This window comes from Pseudomonas sp. SDI (assembly GCF_003105155.1).
GTDB lineage: Bacteria > Pseudomonadota > Gammaproteobacteria > Pseudomonadales > Pseudomonadaceae > Aquipseudomonas.
On the sequence record NZ_QETK01000023.1, the window covers coordinates 40,083 to 59,315 of the forward strand.

General features: G+C 62.2%; 18 protein-coding genes. 11 read left to right on the forward strand and 7 right to left on the reverse strand.

What is annotated here, in order from left to right:
* Positions 1-20: 20 nt before the first annotated feature.
* Genes DCO48_RS16000 through DCO48_RS16020 form a run of 5 tightly spaced genes read left to right on the forward strand, consistent with a single transcriptional unit; the run spans position 21 to position 5,628 of the window.
* A complete protein-coding gene (locus DCO48_RS16000; RefSeq protein WP_116551589.1) occupies positions 21-1,085 on the forward strand; it encodes a putative 2-aminoethylphosphonate ABC transporter ATP-binding protein in 1,065 nt (354 codons plus the stop codon).
* 1 nt (position 1,086) lies between these two features.
* Positions 1,087-2,811, forward strand: coding sequence for a putative 2-aminoethylphosphonate ABC transporter permease subunit (locus DCO48_RS16005; protein ID WP_116551590.1), 1,725 nt, complete (start codon positions 1,087-1,089; stop codon positions 2,809-2,811).
* Between the two features lie 46 nt (positions 2,812-2,857).
* Positions 2,858-3,883, forward strand: coding sequence for a putative 2-aminoethylphosphonate ABC transporter substrate-binding protein (locus tag DCO48_RS16010; RefSeq protein WP_116551591.1), 1,026 nt, complete (start codon positions 2,858-2,860; stop codon positions 3,881-3,883).
* 49 nt (positions 3,884-3,932) lie between these two features.
* On the forward strand, positions 3,933-5,060 hold the full coding sequence (locus DCO48_RS16015; RefSeq protein ID WP_116551592.1) for a TIGR03364 family FAD-dependent oxidoreductase: 1,128 nt from the start codon (positions 3,933-3,935) through the stop codon (positions 5,058-5,060).
* A 10-nt stretch (positions 5,061-5,070) separates the two neighbouring features.
* Positions 5,071-5,628, forward strand: a complete 558-nt coding sequence (locus DCO48_RS16020) for a phosphonate degradation HD-domain oxygenase (protein ID WP_116551593.1) — start codon at positions 5,071-5,073, stop codon at positions 5,626-5,628.
* Here the strand turns inward: DCO48_RS16020 and DCO48_RS16025 are convergent.
* Positions 5,625-6,989 (reverse strand): GTPase/DUF3482 domain-containing protein, encoded by a 1,365-nt coding sequence (locus DCO48_RS16025; RefSeq protein WP_116551594.1) that lies wholly within the window; start codon positions 6,987-6,989, stop codon positions 5,625-5,627. The two genes, DCO48_RS16020 and DCO48_RS16025, sit on opposite strands and share 4 nt — an antisense overlap.
* Positions 6,982-8,361 (reverse strand): DUF2868 domain-containing protein, encoded by a 1,380-nt coding sequence (locus tag DCO48_RS16030; protein WP_116551595.1) that lies wholly within the window; start codon positions 8,359-8,361, stop codon positions 6,982-6,984. The genes DCO48_RS16025 and DCO48_RS16030 overlap by 8 nt, the downstream gene beginning before the upstream one ends.
* Before the next feature lie 76 nt (positions 8,362-8,437).
* On the opposite strand from DCO48_RS16030, the gene DCO48_RS16035 reads away from it, so the two are divergent.
* The gene (locus DCO48_RS16035; protein ID WP_116551596.1) at positions 8,438-8,956 is read left to right on the forward strand and encodes a dihydrofolate reductase; all 519 of its coding nucleotides are present in this window, start codon (positions 8,438-8,440) and stop codon (positions 8,954-8,956) included.
* An 86-nt stretch (positions 8,957-9,042) separates the two neighbouring features.
* On the opposite strand, the gene DCO48_RS16040 is transcribed toward DCO48_RS16035, so the two are convergent.
* Positions 9,043-10,434: an L-cystine transporter gene (locus DCO48_RS16040; RefSeq protein ID WP_116551597.1), complete on the reverse strand. Its 1,392-nt coding sequence runs from the start codon at positions 10,432-10,434 to the stop codon at positions 9,043-9,045.
* A gap of 313 nt (positions 10,435-10,747) precedes the next feature.
* Between DCO48_RS16040 and DCO48_RS16045 the strand changes: the two genes are divergently transcribed.
* The 5 genes from DCO48_RS16045 (at position 10,748) to DCO48_RS16060 (ending at position 12,662) form a co-directional block, all read left to right on the forward strand.
* Positions 10,748-11,017 carry an S-type pyocin domain-containing protein gene (locus DCO48_RS16045; RefSeq protein WP_116551598.1) on the forward strand — a complete coding sequence of 90 codons (270 nt, stop codon included), beginning with the start codon at positions 10,748-10,750 and terminating at the stop codon, positions 11,015-11,017.
* A 12-nt stretch (positions 11,018-11,029) separates the two neighbouring features.
* Positions 11,030-11,386 (forward strand): hypothetical protein, encoded by a 357-nt coding sequence (locus tag DCO48_RS23285; RefSeq protein WP_371919519.1) that lies wholly within the window; start codon positions 11,030-11,032, stop codon positions 11,384-11,386.
* Positions 11,383-11,643 carry a bacteriocin immunity protein gene (locus DCO48_RS16050; protein ID WP_371919518.1) on the forward strand — a complete coding sequence of 87 codons (261 nt, stop codon included), beginning with the start codon at positions 11,383-11,385 and terminating at the stop codon, positions 11,641-11,643. Before DCO48_RS23285 ends, DCO48_RS16050 begins: the two co-directional genes overlap by 4 nt.
* Complete coding sequence (locus tag DCO48_RS16055; RefSeq protein ID WP_116551599.1) at positions 11,612-11,908, forward strand: bacteriocin immunity protein; 297 nt, start codon at positions 11,612-11,614, stop codon at positions 11,906-11,908. Before DCO48_RS16050 ends, DCO48_RS16055 begins: the two co-directional genes overlap by 32 nt.
* A 463-nt stretch (positions 11,909-12,371) precedes the next feature.
* Complete coding sequence (locus DCO48_RS16060; RefSeq protein ID WP_116551600.1) at positions 12,372-12,662, forward strand: DUF6124 family protein; 291 nt, start codon at positions 12,372-12,374, stop codon at positions 12,660-12,662.
* A 66-nt stretch (positions 12,663-12,728) separates the two neighbouring features.
* On the opposite strand, the gene ilvD is transcribed toward DCO48_RS16060, so the two are convergent.
* From ilvD to DCO48_RS16080, 4 genes are all read right to left on the reverse strand, one after another.
* Positions 12,729-14,570 (reverse strand): dihydroxy-acid dehydratase, encoded by a 1,842-nt coding sequence (ilvD, locus tag DCO48_RS16065; protein WP_116551601.1) that lies wholly within the window; start codon positions 14,568-14,570, stop codon positions 12,729-12,731.
* Between the two features lie 575 nt (positions 14,571-15,145).
* Entirely contained in the window at positions 15,146-16,354 is a 1,209-nt protein-coding gene (locus DCO48_RS16070) for a Bcr/CflA family efflux MFS transporter (protein WP_116551602.1), read from the reverse strand.
* A 284-nt stretch (positions 16,355-16,638) separates the two neighbouring features.
* Positions 16,639-17,118 carry a diiron oxygenase gene (locus tag DCO48_RS23290; RefSeq protein WP_116551603.1) on the reverse strand — a complete coding sequence of 160 codons (480 nt, stop codon included), beginning with the start codon at positions 17,116-17,118 and terminating at the stop codon, positions 16,639-16,641.
* A gap of 847 nt (positions 17,119-17,965) precedes the next feature.
* Positions 17,966-19,162 (reverse strand): class I SAM-dependent rRNA methyltransferase, encoded by a 1,197-nt coding sequence (locus DCO48_RS16080; protein ID WP_116551604.1) that lies wholly within the window; start codon positions 19,160-19,162, stop codon positions 17,966-17,968.
* Between the last annotated feature and the right edge of the window lie 71 nt (positions 19,163-19,233).

Genomic DNA, 19,233 nt, shown 5'->3' on the forward strand with positions numbered 1-19,233 from the left:
TCGTTCGGTGAGGTCCTGTCATGAACAACACGCTCGCAACCCCTGGCGCACAGATGAAAGTGCGTGGCATCCACAAGCGCTTCGGTGCCTTCACCGCCCTGCACGACGTGTCCCTCGACGTCGCCGCTGGCGAGCTGGTGTGCCTGCTTGGCCCGTCCGGCTGTGGCAAGACGACCCTGCTGCGCTGCATTGCCGGCCTCGAACGCCAGGACCGCGGCGAGCTGTACATCGGCGAGCGTGACATCTCCCAGCTGCCACCCCAGGCCCGCGACTACGGCATCCTGTTCCAGTCCTACGCGCTGTTTCCCAACCTCACCGTCGAAGCCAATATCGCCTACGGCCTGGCCGGCAGCAGCCGCGACGAGGTGCGTCAGCGCGTCGGGCAAATGCTCGAACTGGTCGGCCTCAGCGGCAGCGAGAAGAAATACCCCGGGCAACTCTCCGGCGGCCAGCAACAGCGGGTCGCCCTGGCTCGCGCCCTGGCCCCGGCGCCGTCGCTGCTGCTGCTCGACGAGCCGATGTCGGCCCTCGACGCCCGCGTCCGCGAACACCTCTGTAGCGAGCTGCGCCAGCTGCAACGCCAGCTCGGCATCACCACCCTGATGGTCACCCACAACCAGGACGAAGCGATGCTGATGGCCGACCGCATTGCCGTGATGAACAACGGCCAGGTCGAGCAGTACGCCACCCCGCAGGAAATCTACGACAAGCCGGCCACGCCGTTCGTGGCCGAGTTCGTCGGCCAGGGCAACTGGCTGCCGTTCGAACGCAGCAGCCACAGCCACGCCCAGGTCGGCGCGATGAACATGCGCCTGGCCCCTGGCACCCCCAGTGCCAGCAGCGGCCGGCTGTTCTGCCGCCCGGAAGCGATCAGCGTCAACCCGCCGGTGCACGAAGAGAACCTGTTCCCGGCCCGCGTGCGTGAGATCACCTTCCTCGGCAACCGTTGCCGCATGAGCTTCGAGCTGAACCAGTTGCCCGGCCACGCCCTGCTCGCCGAAGTGGGGCCGCAGGACATGCCGCGTCTCGGTTCACAGGACATCTGGGTCGCCCTGCCACCGAGCAGCCTGCAGGTGTTTGCCTGACATGGCCGCGCCCCTGACCCTGCCGATCGCACCCGCGAAGGCGACCCCCAGCGCCCGCGTCTCGCTCGGCGACCGTCTGTTCGTCGTGGGCGGCAAATGGCTGCTGCTGGCGCTGCTGAGCGTGGCCGTGCTGATGCCGCTGCTGGCGATCTTCTGGCGCGGCTTCAGCAGCGAAGCCGGGCAGGGCGGCGGCCTGCTCGCCGCCCGCGAGCTGTTTGCCAGCGCCAACTTCCACTGGCTGCTCGGCAACAGCCTCAAGGTGTCGCTGAGCGTGGCGGCCATCGTCGTGCCGGTCGCCTACCTGTTCGCCTATGCCCTACAACGCACGCTGATCCCGGCCAAGGGTGTGTGGCGCGGTATTTCCCTGCTGCCGCTGCTGGCGCCGTCGATGCTGCCGGCCATTGCCCTGGTCTACCTGTTCGGCAACCAGGGCCTGCTGCGCGGGCTGCTCAGCGATAACATCTACGGTTTCTGGGGCATCGTGCTCGGCGAGGCGATCTACACCTTCCCGCATGCCTTGATGATCCTGCTGTCGGCACTGTCGCTGGCCGATGCGCGGCTGTTCGATGCCGCCTCCAGCATGGGGGCCGGTCCGTGGCGGGCGTTCCACAGCATCACCTGGCCGGCGACGCGCCAGGCCGTGTTTGCCGCTTTCTGCCTGGTGTTCACCCTGACCATCACCGACTTCGGTGTGCCAGTGGTGGTGGGCGGCGACTATCAGGTGCTGGCACTGGAAGCCTACAAGGCGGTGGTCGGCCAGCAGCAGTTCGGTCGCGGGGCACTGATCGGCATGGTGCTGTTGCTGCCGGCGCTGCTCAGTTTCGGCGTCGATGCCTGGCTGCGCCGCCGTCAGGGCGAGGCCATGAGCGGCCGTGCGCAAGTGTTCGCGCCGCTGCCGTCGCGGCGTCGCGATGCACTGTTCCTGGCCTTCGTAGTGCTGGTGTGCGCGATCCTGCTGCTGGTGGTGGGCATGGCGGTGTACTCGTCGCTGGTCACGTTCTGGCCGTACAACCTGTCGCTGTCGCTCAAGCACTATCAGTTCGACGAAACCGCCGGGGGCGGCTGGCTGGCCTATACCAACAGCCTGAAGATGGCCGTCGGGACGGCGCTGATCGGCAGCGTGGTGATCTTCACCGGTGCCTACCTGATGGAGAAGACCAGCGGTCAGCGTCACCTGAACCTGCTGCTGCGCCTGCTCAGCTTCGTGCCGATGGCGGTGCCGGGGTTGGTACTGGGCCTGGGTTACGTGTTCTTCTTCAACCTCGGCGGCAACCCGCTGCATGTGTTCTACGGCAGCATGGTACTGCTGGTGGTGTGCACCATCGCCCATTACCTGACCACCGCCCAGATGACCGCCACCACCGCCCTGCGCCAGCTCGACGGCGAGTTCGAAGCCGCCGCGCTGTCGCTCAAGGCGCCGCTGTACCGGCACTTCCTGCGTGTCACCGTGCCGATCTGCCTGCCGGCGTTGCTGGATATCGTCCGCTACCTGTTCGTTTCGGCGATGACCACGGTGTCGGCGGCGATCTTCCTCTACAGCCCCGACACCATCCTCGCCGCCGTGGCCGTGCTGAACATGGACGACGCCGGCAATGTCGGCGGCGCTGCGGCGATGTCGACGCTGATCCTGCTGACCAGTGCCAGTGTCTCGCTGCTGCTGGCCTGGGCCTCGCGTGGCCTGCTGCAACGCTCCCAGGCCTGGCGCCAGCGCGCGCCCGGCCAGTAACTCGCGTACCCAACCGTTGAACTCCAACCTTCATAGGAATCGCATCATGTTCAAGCCACTTGCTCTTGCCGCTGCCGTTCTCTCTGCCTTCAGCTTGCAGGCCATGGCCGCGCAAACCCAACTGACCGTCTACACCGCGCTGGAAGCCGAACAGCTCAAGAGCTACAAGCAGGCCTTCGAGAAGGCCAACCCGGACATCGAGATCAAGTGGGTGCGCGATTCCACCGGCATCATCACCGCCAAGCTGCTGGCCGAGAAGGACCGCCCGCAAGCCGACGCGGTGTGGGGCCTGGCCGCGTCGAGCCTGGCGATTCTCGACCAGCAGGGCATGCTGCAACGCTATGCGCCGAAGGACCTGGCCAAGATCGGCGCGAACTACCGCGACGCGGCCAACCCGCCGGCCTGGGTGGGCATGGATGTGTGGGCGGCGACCATCTGCTTCAACAGCGTCGAGGCTGAGAAACAGGGCCTGACCAAGCCCGTGAGCTGGCAGGACCTGACCAAGCCCGAGTACAAGGGCAAGATCGTCATGCCCAACCCGGCGTCGTCGGGCACCGGCTTCCTCGATGTGAGCGCCTGGTTGCAGACCTTTGGCGAGCAGCAGGGCTGGGCCTACATGGATGGCCTGCACCAGAACATCGGCCAGTACGTTCACTCCGGTTCCAAACCGTGCAAGTTGGCAGCCGCGGGCGAGTTCCCGATCGGGATCTCCTTCGAGTATCCGGCCGTGCAGTTGAAGCGCCAGGGTGCACCGCTGGACATCGTCTTGCCGAAGGAAGGCCTGGGCTGGGAAATCGAAGCGACCGCCGTGATCAAGGGCAGCGAGCATGAAGCGGCGGCCAAGCGCCTGGCCGACTTCTCGGCGAGCCCAGCGGCGATGGAGCTGTACAAGGAGAACTTCGCAGTGTTGGCCCAGCCGGGTATCGCCAAGCCGCAGACCGAGCTGCCGGCGGACTACGAGCAGCGCCTGATCAAGAACGACTTCGCCTGGGCCTCGAAGAACCGCGACAGCATCCTGGCCGAGTGGCGCAAGCGCTATGACGGCAAGTCGGAGAAGGTGGCGCAGCAGTAAGCCAGCTCCGACAGTGGCAATTAGCCTCCCCCCTATCTGAAGGACTCCCATGACCGATCTCCTCATCGTCGGCGCCGGTATCCTCGGCCTTTCCCACGCCTATGCCGCCGCCCGGCGCGGCCTGCGCGTGCGGGTGTTCGAGCGCAGTGCCACGCCACTTGGCGCCTCGGTGCGCAACTTCGGCCAAGCGCTGATCAGCGGCCAGCCCCCTGGCCAGATGCTCGACCTGGCCAAGGCCAGCCGTGGCATCTGGGCGCACTGGTCGCAACAGGCCGGCTTCGCCCTCAAGAGCAACGGCTCGCTGTTGTTCGCGCGCAACCCACTGGAACACGAACTGCTCCAGGCCTTCTGTAGCGAACGCGCCATCGCATATGGCTACAACGTCGAGCTGCTGCACGGCGCTGCACTCGACGAGCTCTACGGCGGCCAGTTCCGCCATCACCACGCCGCCCTGCGCGGGCTCGACGACCAGCAGTTGTACTCGCGCGAAGCGTTGCCGGCGCTGGTGAAGTTCCTGCGCGACAAGTTGGGTGTGGATTTCCATTTCTCCACCCTGGTCCGCGATATCGAACCCGGCCAGGTCAGCACCACGGCCGGGCGCTTCAGTGCCAGGCACATCGTGGTCTGTTCCGGTCACGACTATCAAACCCTGCTCGCCGAACCGCTGGCCGCGTTGCAGCCGCAGGTGTGCCGCCTGCAGATGCTGCGCGCGCGCCCGCGCTTTGCCCTGGACTTGCAACACGCGCTGCTCACCGGCCTGAGCTGCCTGCACTACGGCGCCTATGCCGATCTGCCGCTGGCCCAGACCCTGCGCGCCGAGGTCGAGCGCGCCACGCCGCACCTGCTGGAACACGGCATCCACCTGCTGATCAGCCCCACGCCGTATGGCGAGCTGATCATCGGCGACTCGCATGCCTACGGCAGCGATGCCTCGCCGTTCAACGCCGAACAGGTCGACAACTGGCTGATCGAGCTGGCCGAGCAGACCCTGGGCGGGCCTATCGACGTCGTTGAGCGTTGGCAGGGCGTCTATGGTTCTGGCGGGCCGGGGCCCTTCTCGCTGTTGCAGGTGGCGCCGGGAATCCACGCGGCGCTGATGCACAGCGGGGTCGGCATGAGCGTCGGCCCGGCGCTGGCCGAGCGGCATATCGCGCAGTTGCTCAACGAAGGCGAGTGAGGGCAAGCCCATGCGAATGGCCGAAGAGGTGCTGAACGAGGTGTTTGCCTTGTACCAGCGCCATGGCAACCAGGACTACCTCGGCGAGCCGGTGTCGCAGCTCGAACATATGTCGCAGGCGGCGCAGCTGGCGCTGGACGAGGGCTATGACGACGAGGTGGTGCTGGCGGCGTTTTTCCATGACATCGGGCATATCTGCGGCAATGCCGAGGCTGACATGGGCGGGTACGGGGTGGTCAGCCATGAGCGCGTGGGCGCCGAGTACCTGCGTCGTTGCGGGTTTGGCGAGCGGCTGGCCCGGCTGGTGGAGTATCACGTCGAGGCCAAGCGTTATCTCACCCTGCGCCAGCCGGGGTATTACCAACGCTTGAGCGAGGCGAGCCGGCGGACGCTGGCGTATCAGGGCGGGGTGATGAGCGAGGCCGAGGCCGATGCGTTCGAGCAGGACCCGCTGTTCGCGGTGAGCGTGCGCATGCGCCAGTGGGATGAGCTGGCCAAGGCGGTGGCCGCGCCGGTGATGGACCTGGGGGTGCTCAGGGGCAAGGCGCTGGGATTGTTGAGGCGCTAAAGCTCCTGCACCAGCGCATCGATCTGCTCCGTCCGCTCCGCCTGGCTCAGCCGCGCCCCCGGATTCAGCGACGACCACTGCGGGTGTGCCCGCGCCTTGTTCAGCGCTTCCGGCAGCTTGCCCTCGCGCCACAGCGTGTCCGGCGGCGTCGCCAGCGTGATCCGCTCCAGCGCCGCATGCCCGCGGCCCTCCAGTGCCTGCAGCAACTGCCGCTGGCGCAGCGCGAGCAAGCGCAACACACCATCGCCCACCGTCAGTTCCTGCTGCCCCTTCAGCTTGCCGAGCAAGCGCGAACCGTAATTGCGCGCCGTTTGCAGCGCGCCACCGGCAATCGCCCCGGCCAGCGCCGCCGCGCCCAGGGTCAGCCCGCCGACCAGCAAATCGACCCCTGCGCCCGCCGCTGCGCCTGCCGCCACGCCACTGCCCAGGCGAACCCCCAGCAGCTTCAGCGTTTCCGGGTTGAACAGGTCATCGCCCCAACGCCCGTCGAGCAATGGCAGATCCTCGGCGCGGGCATCTTCGCGGCGGAACGCATAGAGCTTGAGCAACGCCTCGACACAGCGCTGCTCGCGCTGGCGGATCGCCTGATGCAGCTCGGCCACCGCCGCGGCTTCTTCCGCTGGCTGCGCCACCACACTGCGCCGGCACGCCGCGCAGTCGAGCAGCAATTCGGCAATCAGCCGCTTGCCACTTTGCTGGCGCGCCAACCGTTGCGCCTGCTGATCGTCGATCAGCCGCTGCAATGCCGGGCGGGCGTTTTCCAGCAGCAGCGCGAGGCTTTCATAGAGCCGCCGTTCGCCGTCTTCCGGCGGCGCGACGCTATCGAAGCGCACCAGCGCATGCAGCCCGAGCCGGGCCAGCGCTTCGCGCCAATCCGGCTCGCGGTGGTTGCTGCTGGCCACGAAATTCAGTACCGGCAACAGCGGCTTGCCACACCCGGCGAGCACTGCCAGCTCGTCGCGGTACTTGGCCAGCACCGGCTCGCGGGCATCGATCACATACAACCCGGCATCGCTGGCCAGCAACTGACGCAGTACCTTGGCCTCTTGCTCGAAGCGCTGGCGCGCCTCGCTGCCCTGGAGGAAGCGCGCCAGCCGCGCCGGGCCGTCGAGGCGCTCGCCCGGTCGTTCCAGGCGCTCTAGGTAGTCGAGCAGGGCGATGGCGTCTTCCAGCCCCGGCGTGTCGTACAGCTCCAGCAACGGCTGGCCGTCCACCGACAGCCGCGCGCCCTCGACATGGCGGGTGGTGCTGGGCCGGTGCGACACCTCGCCAAAGCCGACATCGCGGGTCAGCGTGCGCAGCAGCGAGGTCTTGCCGACGTTGGTGTGGCCGACCACGGCCAGTTTCAGCGGCTTAGTCATGACCATGCTCCAGCCAGCTCAGGGGCGCCGTGTCGGCGTAGGGGAGGTCGAGCCGCTCCAGGGCCTGATGCCAGTCGCCCAGGCGTGCCGCGTCCAGTGCCTGCCCGGGCGGCGCCTGCATCAGCCAGACCCGCGTGGCGCCGGCACTGCGCGCCAGTTCTGCGAGTAACGCCAGGCTGCCACGGTCCGGCGAGCGACGTGGATCGCAGGCAATCGCCAGGCGTGCCGGGGGGAAGCGGCTGAGTTGTGCCAGCAGCTTGTGCCGCGACTCGCGGTTGTCGAGGATGCCGGCGTCCTTGACTGCGGCCGGCAGGGCCGGCGGCCAGCTGCGCTGGTCGTCCAGCTCCAGGCCCACCAGCAAGGCGCCCTCGTGGGCCTGGTCGCTGGTGCTGCGCTGGATATCGGGCAGCGCGTCGGGCGCGGCATCGCTCACCCCGAGGCGTTCGCTGCTCGGCATCAGCGCTTCGCGCAGTTGGCTGTAACCCGGCAGGTTGAGGTCCAGGCTGAGCCGCTGGCGGCCCTGGCGCCAGCGCCAGGCGCAGAGGGCTGCCAGTAGCAGCCGCGGGACGATGCCGAATACCAGCAACACCCCGACCAGCCAGCCGGCCCAGGCCTGGCGGGCCAGTTCCAGCGCGGGTTGGCTGGCGCCGCTGGCGCGGATCATGGCGTGGTCCGGCACGCTGAAACCGAGCAGCGCCGGCACTGCGCCGAGCGTCTGGGTCAGACCGACAAAGGTGTCGGCGGAGAGAATGGTGGTTTCCCAGACGAAGCCGTAACGGCGGGTGGCGAGGAGCATCAGCAGCACCAGCAGCGCGCTGCACAACGCCAGCAACCACAGGCCGTTGACCAGCAGGCCGAGCAGCCAGTGGTTCAGGCGCTGGCGTTGCAGCAGCACCAGCAGTGCTGGGGCCAGGTGCGTGGCCTGGGCGTCGCGGGCGAGCTTTTCGCTCAGCCACAGCCACAGCCGACCGAGGCTGGCGCCCTGTTCGCCGGCCAGCGAACTACTCAGGGCCCAGCTCAGCAGCATCAGCAGGTTCAGCCCGAGCAGGCTGCTCAGCGCCCAGAACACATTGACCGGGCGCTGACCGTCGCCCAGCGCGGCGAAGGCCAGGCCGGCGCCGCTGAGCACGGCGACCATCAGCAAGCCGAGCAGGGCCAGGCGGGCGCCGTTTTTCCAGTGACCGAGGGCGCTGCGCAGGCCGTCGCGTTCGGCTAGCCACAGCGCGCGCTGTTCGATCCGCGCGGCCAGGTCGCCGCCATGCTGGCGGGCGCGGCGGTTGGCTTCCTGGTCTTCCAGCGGGCCGGCATGTGCTTCGCGCAGGCGCACCGCTTCGGTGAGCCAGCGTTTGTCCAGGTCAGTCAGTCCAGTCACGCACAGGTTCCCTTGGTCGAATCAGCCCAAAGCATAACCCAGGCATCGGCGAGCGGGCTTTGCTATCCTCGCCGGCATGAAAACATCACTGCCTCTCAGCCTGATCGCGGCGCTCGCCGAGAACCGCGTCATCGGCATCGACAACCGCATGCCCTGGCATTTGCCGGGCGATTTCAAGTATTTCAAGGCCACCACCCTGGGCAAGCCGATCATCATGGGGCGCAAGACCTGGGATTCGCTCGGGCGGCCGCTGCCGGGCCGGCTGAACCTGGTGGTCAGCCGCCAGCCGGGGTTGCAGCTCGAAGGCGCCGAGGTGTTCGACTCGCTGGACGCGGCTATCGTCCGCGCCGAGCAGTGGGCGAAGGAACAGGGCGTAGACGAATTAATGCTGATCGGCGGCGCGCAGCTGTACGCTCAGGCGCTGGCGCGCGGGCTGGCCGGTCGGCTTTACCTGACGCGGGTGGCGTTGCAGCCGGACGGCGATGCGTGGTTCCCGGCAGTGGACGAACGCGTGTGGACGCGGGTGTCGACGCAGGCTAATGCGGCCGAAGAAGGCCGGCCGGCGTACCACTTCGAGGTGTGGGAAAAGGCTTAAAAGCATCGCGGGACGAGCCCGCTCCCACAAGGGCTGCGAATACCTTGTGGGCGCGGGCTCGTCCCGCGATCAGGCTAAAGCCGTGCTCAGGCGTGCGTCAGTTCCGCATGCTCATCCGCTGCCAGCAGCGCCTTGTCGGTCTGCTGCATCATCTGGCTGGTAATTGCCCCGGCCGCCATCGAACCGCTGACGTTCAACGCCGTACGGCCCATGTCGATCAGCGGCTCTACCGAAATCAGCAGGGCCACCAGCTCAACCGGCAAGCCCATCGCCGGCAGCACGATCAGCGCGGCGAAGGTCGCCCCGCCCCCCACGCCAGCCACCCCGGCCGAACTCAGGGTCACAATCGCCACCAGCGTCGCGATCCACAGCGGATCGAGCGGGTCGATGCCGACGGCGGGCGCTACCATCACGGCCAGCATGGCCGGGTAGAGACCGGCACAGCCGTTCTGGCCGATGGTTGCGCCGAACGAGGCGGCAAAGCTGGCAATCGCCTGCGGCACGCCCAGGCGGCGGGTTTGCGCTTCGATGCTGAGCGGGATGCTCGCCGCGCTGGAGCGGCTGGTGAAGGCAAAGGTCAGCACCGGCCAGACCTTGCGGAAGAAGCGCAGCGGGTTGACCCCGCTCAGGCCCAGCAGCAGGCCGTGAACGACGAACATCAGGCCCAGGCCGATGTAGGACACCACCACGAAACTGCCCAGCTTGATGATGTCGTCGAGGTTGGAGTTGGCCACCACCTTGGTCATCAACGCCAGCACACCGTACGGGGTCAGTTTCATCACCAGGCGCACCAGGCGCATCACCAGGGCTTGCAGGGTGTCGATCGCGAGCAGTGCGCGGTTGCCCTTCTCGGCGTCGTCCTTGAGCAACTGCAGGGCCGCCATGCCGAGGAACGCGGCGAAGATCACCACGCTGATGATCGAGGTCGGCTTGGCCCGCGCCAGGTCGCCCACCGGGTTGGTCGGGATGAACGAGAGCAGCAACTGCGGAATGTTCAGGTCGGCGACCTTGCCGGCGTAGTCGCTCTGGATGGTCTGCATCCGCGCCACTTCCTGGGTCCCGGCTACCAGGCCTTCGGCGGTGAGGCCGAACAGGTTGGTCAGGGCGATCCCGATCAGCGCGGCGATGGCCGTGGTGAACAGCAGCGTGCCAATGGTCAGGAAGCTGATCTTGCCCAGCGACGAAGCGTTGTGCAGGCGGGCGACGGCGCTGAGGATCGAGGCGAAGATCAGCGGCATCACGATCATCTGCAGCAGGGCCACGTAGCCGTTACCGACCAGGTCGAGCCAGCCGATGGTGGCTTTGAGCACTGGGTTGCCGGCGCCGTAGATCGTGTGCAGGGCGGTACCGAACAGCACACCGACGATCAGGCCAACCAGCACCTTCTTTGCCAGGCTCCAATCGGTACGGCGGGTTTGCGCCAGGCCCAGCAGCAACGCTGCGAACACCAGCAGATTGAGAAACAGCGGCAGGTTCATTGAAGCTCCGTAAGAAAAGACTGGCAGCGCGTCTGTGCGCGTTTGCGAACTGAAATGCTAACAGTCTGAAAAACAACGAATTTAGATCGAAATGGAATGTGTATATACCGTGCAGGAATAAGCTGGATTAATTCAAGACGCTTTACGCACTGACGCAAGGAGTTTTGCAGGACTTTTGACAACGAGTGCAATTTCGGAATCGTCCTACAACAGCTGAGGAGGGGTTCGCTCTAGACTCCGAGGTCGATGAAGAAAGGTCATACGTCCAGCGTCGAGCACGGCGCGAGGCTGGCCTGTCACCAGGGATGTTGGGATGAAACGGCCTCAAAAATGGATTATCGGGCATGGCGGTGCCGACAGCGCTGACCATCTGGTCTACCTAACCGACGATGAAATCCGCCAGCGCGATGCGCGTAACCGCAAACTGGACGACGAAGCGGTGGAGCAGGTGCAACGAATTCTGGTGAACCCACAGCAACCGCCGGAATATCAGGATGCGATTATCTGGTTCCCGAGCAGTACGGGAATTCTGCCTATCTACATTTCGCTGAATGTGCGAAATGGACCGGGGGTGGTGACGTGAGTGGGTGAAGATGTGGCGGGGGTTTGGTTGGCAGGGGCAGGGAGTGCTCAGGGGGCGCCGATCCCGACGCGGATTGCGGACAGGCTGAGGGGACGCGAGTTTTCGAGTTTTGATGCGTTTAGGAAGGCGTTTTGGATTGAGGTTTCGAATGACCCAACACTAAGTAGCCATTTTGGTTCTACGGGTGTACTGGATCTACAACGTGGCTATGCTCCAGCAGCGCCGAAGTCAGGTTACGTAGGGAAGCGCAAGGCACTTGAGCTTCATCACGTGGCACGGATTGTAGATGGTGGAGCTGTGTATGACGTAGATAACATTCGGGTTAATACGCCAAGAAACCATATAGATATTCACCGCGAGGGGCGATGATGAAGCGTAAAGGAAGCTACTCGGAATATACTGAATATCAGTTTATTGAGTTAATAAGGGAGCTTCAGTCTGCGGAAACTGAAAGTGAACGAAATTTAATATTGGATCATTTGGCAGGCATCATTCCCCACCCGGCGGGCCCTGATTTGTTCTATTATCCAGAGCCAGGTGCAGATGACTCACCAGAAGGCGTTACCCAAATAATTAAAGAATGGTGCGAAGCCAATGGTCTTCCAGGGTTTAAGTCTCAGTTCTGATAGGACAAATACTTTTTCAAATTTTACTGAGGCGGAGTTCGTATGCTTCGTCACGGAGATATTCACGGCCAATCGATCTGGTGTTTCAGACAAAGTCCTGGGCGCCATGCTAGATCGATTTTGTGCTTTGACAGAGCACCCTGACGGGACAGATTTGATTTATTGGCCAGCGTCTGAGGAGTTATGTACTCCGGAAGGCATTACTCAGACGGTTAAAGCGTGGCGTCGGTCCAATGGTCTTCCAGGGTTTAAATCTCAACTCTAAATTTTCGGGGTTCCGAATTTTTGGGAAATATCGCCGCAAGCGATAGAGGGGTGTCGGGCGGGTTAATGGCCGGGGCTGCTGTGCAGCACATCGCAGGCAAGCCAGCTCCTACAGGAGCTCGCGTCACCCCAACCCTGTGTGAGCCGGCCTTGCCGGCGAAGCTTTCGAGGCACGCCCAACGTTCCAGAAACATACTTTAGGAACTATCCTACGCACGCTGTCGCCTGGGAAAGGTTGTCCCGGGTGGCGTTGCGGCCTACCTTCCTTGGGTCGTCATTCGGCGACCGGGCGTGAGAACCCGAATTTAGGAAACCCGTGGCAGCACTGTCATGGCGGCCGTACGTGGGCAGGCTTCGGCCTGGCCGGGGTTTGCGGTTCCTTCTCGGTTTCTCACCCTGCGTACGGCTGCCACCCTGATTCGTGAGAAGGTCAGGGTTGCGGTTCCAATCTCAAGGAACTGACAATGAAAAAAATCGTACCTGATCCTCCTTCATCCCCCAGCAAAACCTTCGGCACCTGCCAATCCAGCCACCCGCCACTGTTCAGCGTGCGCGCCGACGTGCATGCCGAAGATGCCCTGGTGCATGCGGTCCTACTGTTGCGCGGGATTCACGACACCGTCGACCACTATTGCCAGCACCTTGCCGAAGAACCGGGGCGGGGGATGTTGTGGTCGGTGATGCATTCGGCGGAAACCGCCAAGGCACTGGTTGAAGGCTTGCTGGATAGCATGACGGCCAAGGCGGTCAGCTAGGAGGCTTCAGGGACACATAAAAAAACCGGCACTCACGCGCCGGTTTTCTCAGTGACCGCAACCGCCTCACAGCCCGTCGAGCAGGGCCTTGTTACGTACCGCACCCTTGTCGGCGCTGGTCGCCAGCAGGGCATAGGCCTTCAGCGCGGTGGTCACTTTACGTGGGCGCACTTCAACCGGTTTCCAGCCTTTCTGGTCCTGCTCGACCCGCCGTGCCGCCAGCTCTTCGTCGCTGACCAGCAGGTTGATCGAACGGTTCGGGATGTCGATCAGCACCTTGTCGCCATCGCGCACCAGGCCAATCGCGCCACCGGCAGCGGCTTCTGGCGAGGCGTGACCGATCGACAGGCCCGAGGTACCACCGGAGAAACGCCCGTCGGTGAGCAGCGCACAGGCTTTGCCCAGGCCCTTGGACTTCAGGTACGACGTCGGGTAGAGCATCTCCTGCATGCCCGGGCCGCCTTTCGGGCCTTCGTAACGGATGATCACGATGTCGCCGGCTTTCACCTCGTCGGCCAGAATGCCACGCACCGCGCTGTCCTGGCTTTCGAAGATCTTCGCGTTGCCTTCGAACACATGGATCGACTCGTCGACACCGGCGGTTTTCACCACACAACCGTCCAGCGCAATGTTGCCGTACAGCACGGCCAGGCCGCCTTCTTTCGAATAGGCATGCTCGACGCTACGGATGCAGCCGTTTTCACGGTCGTCATCCAGGCTCGGCCAGCGGGTCGACTGGCTGAACGCGGTCTGGGTCGGGATACCCGCCGGGCCGGCCTTGAAGAAGTGGTGCACCGCTTCGTCGTTGGTCTGGGTGATGTCCCACTTGGCGATGGCTTCTTCCATGCTCGGGCTGTGCACGGTCGGCAGGTCGGTGTGCAGCAGGCCGCCACGGGCCAGCGAACCGAGGATGCTGAAGATGCCGCCAGCGCGGTGGACGTCTTCCATGTGGTACTTCTGGATGTTCGGCGCCACCTTGCACAGCTGCGGCACCACCCGCGACAGGCGATCGATGTCGCGCAGGTCGAAGTCGATCTCGGCTTCCTGGGCGGCCGCCAGCAGGTGCAGGATGGTGTTGGTCGAACCGCCCATGGCGATGTCGAGCATCATGGCGTTCTCGAACGCCTTGAAGTTGGCGATGTTGCGCGGCAGCACCGAGGCGTCGTTGTCGCCGTAGTAGCGTTTGCACAGCTCGACGATGGTGCGCCCGGCCTGCAGGAACAGTTGCTCGCGGTCGCTGTGGGTGGCCAGGGTCGAACCGTTGCCCGGCAGGGCCAGGCCCAGGGCCTCGGTGAGGCAGTTCATCGAGTTGGCAGTGAACATGCCGGAGCACGAACCGCAGGTCGGGCAAGCGCTGCGCTCGTACTCGGCGACCTTCTCGTCGGAGGCGGTGACGTCGGCGGCGATGACCATGGCGTCGACCAGGTCCAGGCCGTGGCTGGCCAGTTTGGTCTTGCCGGCTTCCATCGGCCCGCCGGAGACGAAGATCACCGGGATGTTCAGGCGCAGCGCGGCCATGAGCATGCCGGGGGTGATCTTGTCGCAGTTGGAAATGCAGACGATGGCGTCGGCGCAGTGGGCGTTGACCATGTACTCGACGGAGTCGGCGATGATCTCGCGGCTCGGCAGCGAGTAGAGCATGCCGTCGTGACCCATGGCGATGCCGTCGTCGACGGCGATGGTGTTGAATTCCTTGGCCACGCCACCGGCGCGTTCGATCTCGCGGGCAACCAGCTGGCCGAGGTCTTTCAGGTGCACGTGGCCCGGAACGAACTGGGTGAACGAGTTGGCGATGGCGATGATCGGTTTCTTGAAGTCTTCGTCTTTCATCCCGGTGGCACGCCAGAGGGCGCGGGCGCCGGCCATGTTGCGGCCGTGGGTGGACGTCTTGGAACGGTAATCAGGCATGAAGCACTCCTGGCGGCTAATCAGGTAACAAAAAGGGGAGTGAGCTTCTCTTGTCCTTTGCACCGAAGGCAGGTGGCCGCTGGTACGGATGAAGCCGAGGTCGCCGCGGGATCGCCGTGCGCTCAGCCAGAGCTCATAAACCCGCCGGGGATGACTGGCGATGAATAGGCCGATTCTACACCGCTGGCGGCTTGAGGGAATGGCGGGATAGGCAGTTGGCGATATTGCGGGCCGCATCGCGGGACAAGCCCGCTCCCACAGAGGTTGGCGGCGTCGCGTAAACTGTGGGAGCGATGCGGCCGGAGGATCAACCGGCCTCGGAAAAGTGCACCCGCTTCACCGGCTTGCGGAAGCCGCCGGTGAGCACGCCCAGGCACAGCAGCGACCAGCCGGTGAGGAAGCCGACATTTTATGCGGCATGGATCAATGAATAATTTGCTTAAACGGATTAGCGGAGTGGATTGTTATCGGTAATTGTACGTGGGTGCAAAGGCTCTGTGCTGGAGTGCAATGCCGAGCCTGTTTTATTTGCTGTTCTCCGAGAGTGATTACTCAAAGTACGCTGAAGGGCGACACTACTGCGCCAGTTCAGAATTGGCGCTCGCCCTGGACGTCCTCAACATGACTCGACAGCCAATCCAAGCCATAACAACGAAGGCGATGCCAAGGCTGAGTGGTAGCTGATCATTGAATAGCGCAACGCAACTGCTGGCTCCTGCGCCCGTTGCGAATGTGAGGGTACTCAGCAGGGCTGCGGCAGTCCCTGCCCTTTCAGGATGTCTCTCCAGTGCGCTGGTCGTTGCGGCTGGCCGCGCGAGGCTGGCCCCCGTGGTGCAGATAATCATGGGTACCAGTACGGTCGCGATTGACAGCTCGGCTACCCATACCCACAACAGAAAAGTTATCCCTGCCAAGGCAATCAGCGTGAGCCCGAGGAGCATCTGGATGTTTGCGGGTAACCGGGAGTTGAGCGCTCGAGCCACGGCGCCACCGATCAGATAGGCCAGTCCATAAAACAGGAAGACCAGTGAAAAGTTTTCGGGGGGTAGGCCGAGATGCTCCATGAAAAGTAGCGGCGATACGGCGATAAAAGAAAAGTGGGAGGCAAACGCCACCGACGCGACGATGGCACAGGACAAAAAATGCCGATCACGTAGCACAGCGCGGTAGCCATCGAACAGTTGAACAGGCTGCCGCTGCGATTGGGCGTCATGGTCGAGCAGCGTTGTGTTCAGAATCAATGCCAGGCACACGAGTGCGGAAAATACCGAGAAACTGCCAGACCAGCCCAGCACGCTTTGCAAATAGCTTCCCAGCAGTGGTGAAAGGGAGATGAAAACTCCACTGGCAGTCGTTTGCATGATGCGGATGGCGTTGCGTTGTTTACCTACAAAGATGTCTTGCACTAATGCTTGAGTCAGAACAAAGAAGCCGCAACCTGCCGCCTGCATGATTCGGAAGAAGACGAAGGTAACGAATTGGCTGGCATATAGGCAGCCAACCGCCCCGCTAAGCGAGATCAGTAATCCAAGCAACAACAAGCGCTTTCGACCGAAATAGTCCGACAGTGGTCCAATCAGCAACTGCGTTACGGCAACGCCGAGGGCGAAAAGGCTGATGGACATTGCGATAGCGTGCGATTGCACGCTGAAATGAATGCCGAGCGCTGGAAAGGAGGGCAATATTACATCAAGAGGGAAGACCCCTAGTGCGCTCATCAACAAGAGCAAGCACATAATCATTTGATGTTTTATGGTTTTGGCGTGCTTTGGATTTTCATTCATCAATCAATCCGTGCTGTTGGAAAATTCTATTGAATTCAGGGTTGTCGAGTAGGTCTGTACGTTGAATGGCTGCGAGCATGGCGGCTTTGGATATGCTCCCGACTGGCTTGGAACTGTCGAGAAACACTTTTTGCTGTTGGGTCGCGCACAATGGTAGTTTAGTTAATGTTGAAGTAAGCCAGGGCTTGTCAATCTGACGAAATATATTAATCACGGCTGGGATTTGGCTTGCACACTGATATCGCTCGCTAGGGGTCAATCGACCCCATAGCCAGACAAAGCAATCAGAGACTTTCTATAAGTTTTTGTAGTTGTAGTAGGCGTGAGGATTGAGATCTTTCAATTTGAAAATATTTAGCCACGTCGGCAGCTAATTGATCCGAGAATAGCGCATGATAGGCTTCATCTGTGTAGATCATTAGGCCTATTGTGCACATGCTGTCTTCAAACTCTACCCGCATGCGCTTGTGTATAATGTTTTCCACTGCGTTGTTGATTATTAAGTGTTCTAGCGCTGTTGTATGATTTAGAAAATGGACTAGGTATCTTGCTTGTAGGGATTTTTGGTGATTGCTGGGCATGCTCTTGATCACCGGGTGTTGTAGTACAGGTAGCATTGCCGGTGGAAACCAATCTTTAACGCTGGAATCTGAAATGCCACTTGCCGTTATTTTGTATCGATGGCTTCTTGATCTGACGCAACTTTCGATGTTCCACTTTGAGAGTGATCTGATACTTCCAGATGTTACGTTGGCTGAGCACATGGAGTTACTCGCTTTTTTGTTCTTCTAAGATGTCTGCCAAGGCTGAGGGAATAGGGCTGCCAGTGCCGTAGCCAGCACCTACAAAAAATAGTGGTTGCTCGGCTGTGTTTTCTAACTGTAAAAGTCGCTCTACTTCTCGTTTAATAGGGCTTCTGTACATTGCTCCAGGTAAAGCTCAGCCCATGAGGAGCTATCGATTGGCATGTTGTGAAATGGTATGTTCTTTGTCCCATTATGAAATATTCTAGAGAGCTCGTCCCAGCCCCAATCACAGTGAGTGCTTTGGCGTTCTACCAGTATTCCTGCATTTGAAAATTCTTGATCAATAGGATGTTTGTTGCTGTATAGCTCAATATTTTCCAGAAGAATGGATAATCTTCTCAGGTGTTCGCCTGATAGCTCAAACTGCCGATGCGATTCGAAGTTCCAGATGATAATGCCGACTGCACTTGGGATTATAAAGATATTTCGATTTATAAACATGGCCAAGCTTCCTCAAGGCTAAAGCGTAGTCCGGTTCTACGCTTTAGTGTTTGTTACTGCTTGGTAGGCACTAAGTAGTTAAGCTTGGCAAGCTTGGTTGACTCCAGTTTGATTTCTTTCATTGCTTAATCCTTTGGCTGGTCGCGACATTGCGACTTCCTTAGGTTAGTAAGTTATTTGATTAATGCAATAAAATTCAAAGTCAGAAGATTCTTCTCGGTTTGTGCGAACTTTCCTAGGATGTATAGGGCGGGTCGGGGCGACGTAATCCTTTGTTTGTTGTTGTGTTTAATTTTTCCGGTAACTAGTTGGCGCCCCATAAAAAATCCCGGCACCAGGCCGGGATTTTTCAAAGCGTCTGCACTCAGCTGTTTGGCAGCAGTCGGCAGGTGATGCTCTTGATGTAGCGGGTTTCCGGGATCGCCGGGTGCACCGGATGATCCGGGCCCTGGCCGCCACGCTCCAGCAGCTGGATATTGCGGTCCAGGTGGCGGGCGCTGGTCAGCAGGATGTTCTGCAGGTCATCCTCCGGCAGGTGCATCGAGCACGATGCGCTCACCAGGATGCCGTCCTTGGTCAGCAAACGCATGGCCTGCTCGTTCAGACGACGGTAGGCGCCCTCGCCATTCTTCAAATCCTTCTTGCGCTTGATGAACGCCGGCGGGTCGGCCACGATCACGTCGAAACGCTCTTCCGACGCCTTCAGCTCGCGCAGCGCCTCGAACACGTCGCCTTCGATGCAGGTGACTTTTTCGGCAAAACCGTTCAGCGCAGCGTTACGCTCGACGCCGTCCAGGGCAAAGCTCGAAGCATCCACGCAGAACACTTCGCTGGCGCCAAATGCGCCGGCCTGCACGCCCCAGCCACCAATGTAGCTGAACAGGTCGAGCACACGCTTGCCCTTGACGTACGGCGCCAGGCGCGCGCGGTTCATGCGGTGGTCGTAGAACCAGCCGGTCTTCTGGCCTTCCATCACCGGCGCTTCGAATTTGACGCCGTTCTCTTCCAGCGCCACCCACTCCGGGACCACGCCGAACACGGTCTCGACGTAACGGCCGAGGCCCTCGGCATCGCGCGCGGCAGAGTCGTTCTTGAACAGGATGCCGCTCGGCTTGAGCACCTGCACCAGCGCGGCGATCACCTCATCCTTGAGCAGTTCCATGGTCGCCGAGGCCAGCTGTACCACCAGAATGTCGCCGAAACGGTCGACCACCAGGCCTGGCAGCAGGTCGGAATCGCCGTACACCAGGCGGTAGAACGGCTTGTCGAACAGCCGCTCGCGCAGCGACAGGGCCACGTTCAGGCGGTGCACCAGCAGCGACTTGTCCAGCGAAAGCTTGATGTCGCGCGACAGCAGGCGCGCGCAGATCAGGTTGTTCGGGCTCATCGCGACGATGCCCAGGCCCTTGCCGCCAGCGGTTTCCAACAGTGCCTGGTCGCCGGCCTTGAAGCCGTGCAGCGGGGTCGCGGCAACGTCGATTTCGTTGCTGTAGACCCACAGGTGGCCGGCGCGCAGGCGGCGGTCGGCATTGGCTTTGAGACGAAGGCTGGGCAGGGACATGACGTCGCTCCGGGAAAAAAGAGCGGGAGTATACCGCGAAGGCCAGGGGTACTGATTCATCCTGCGACAAA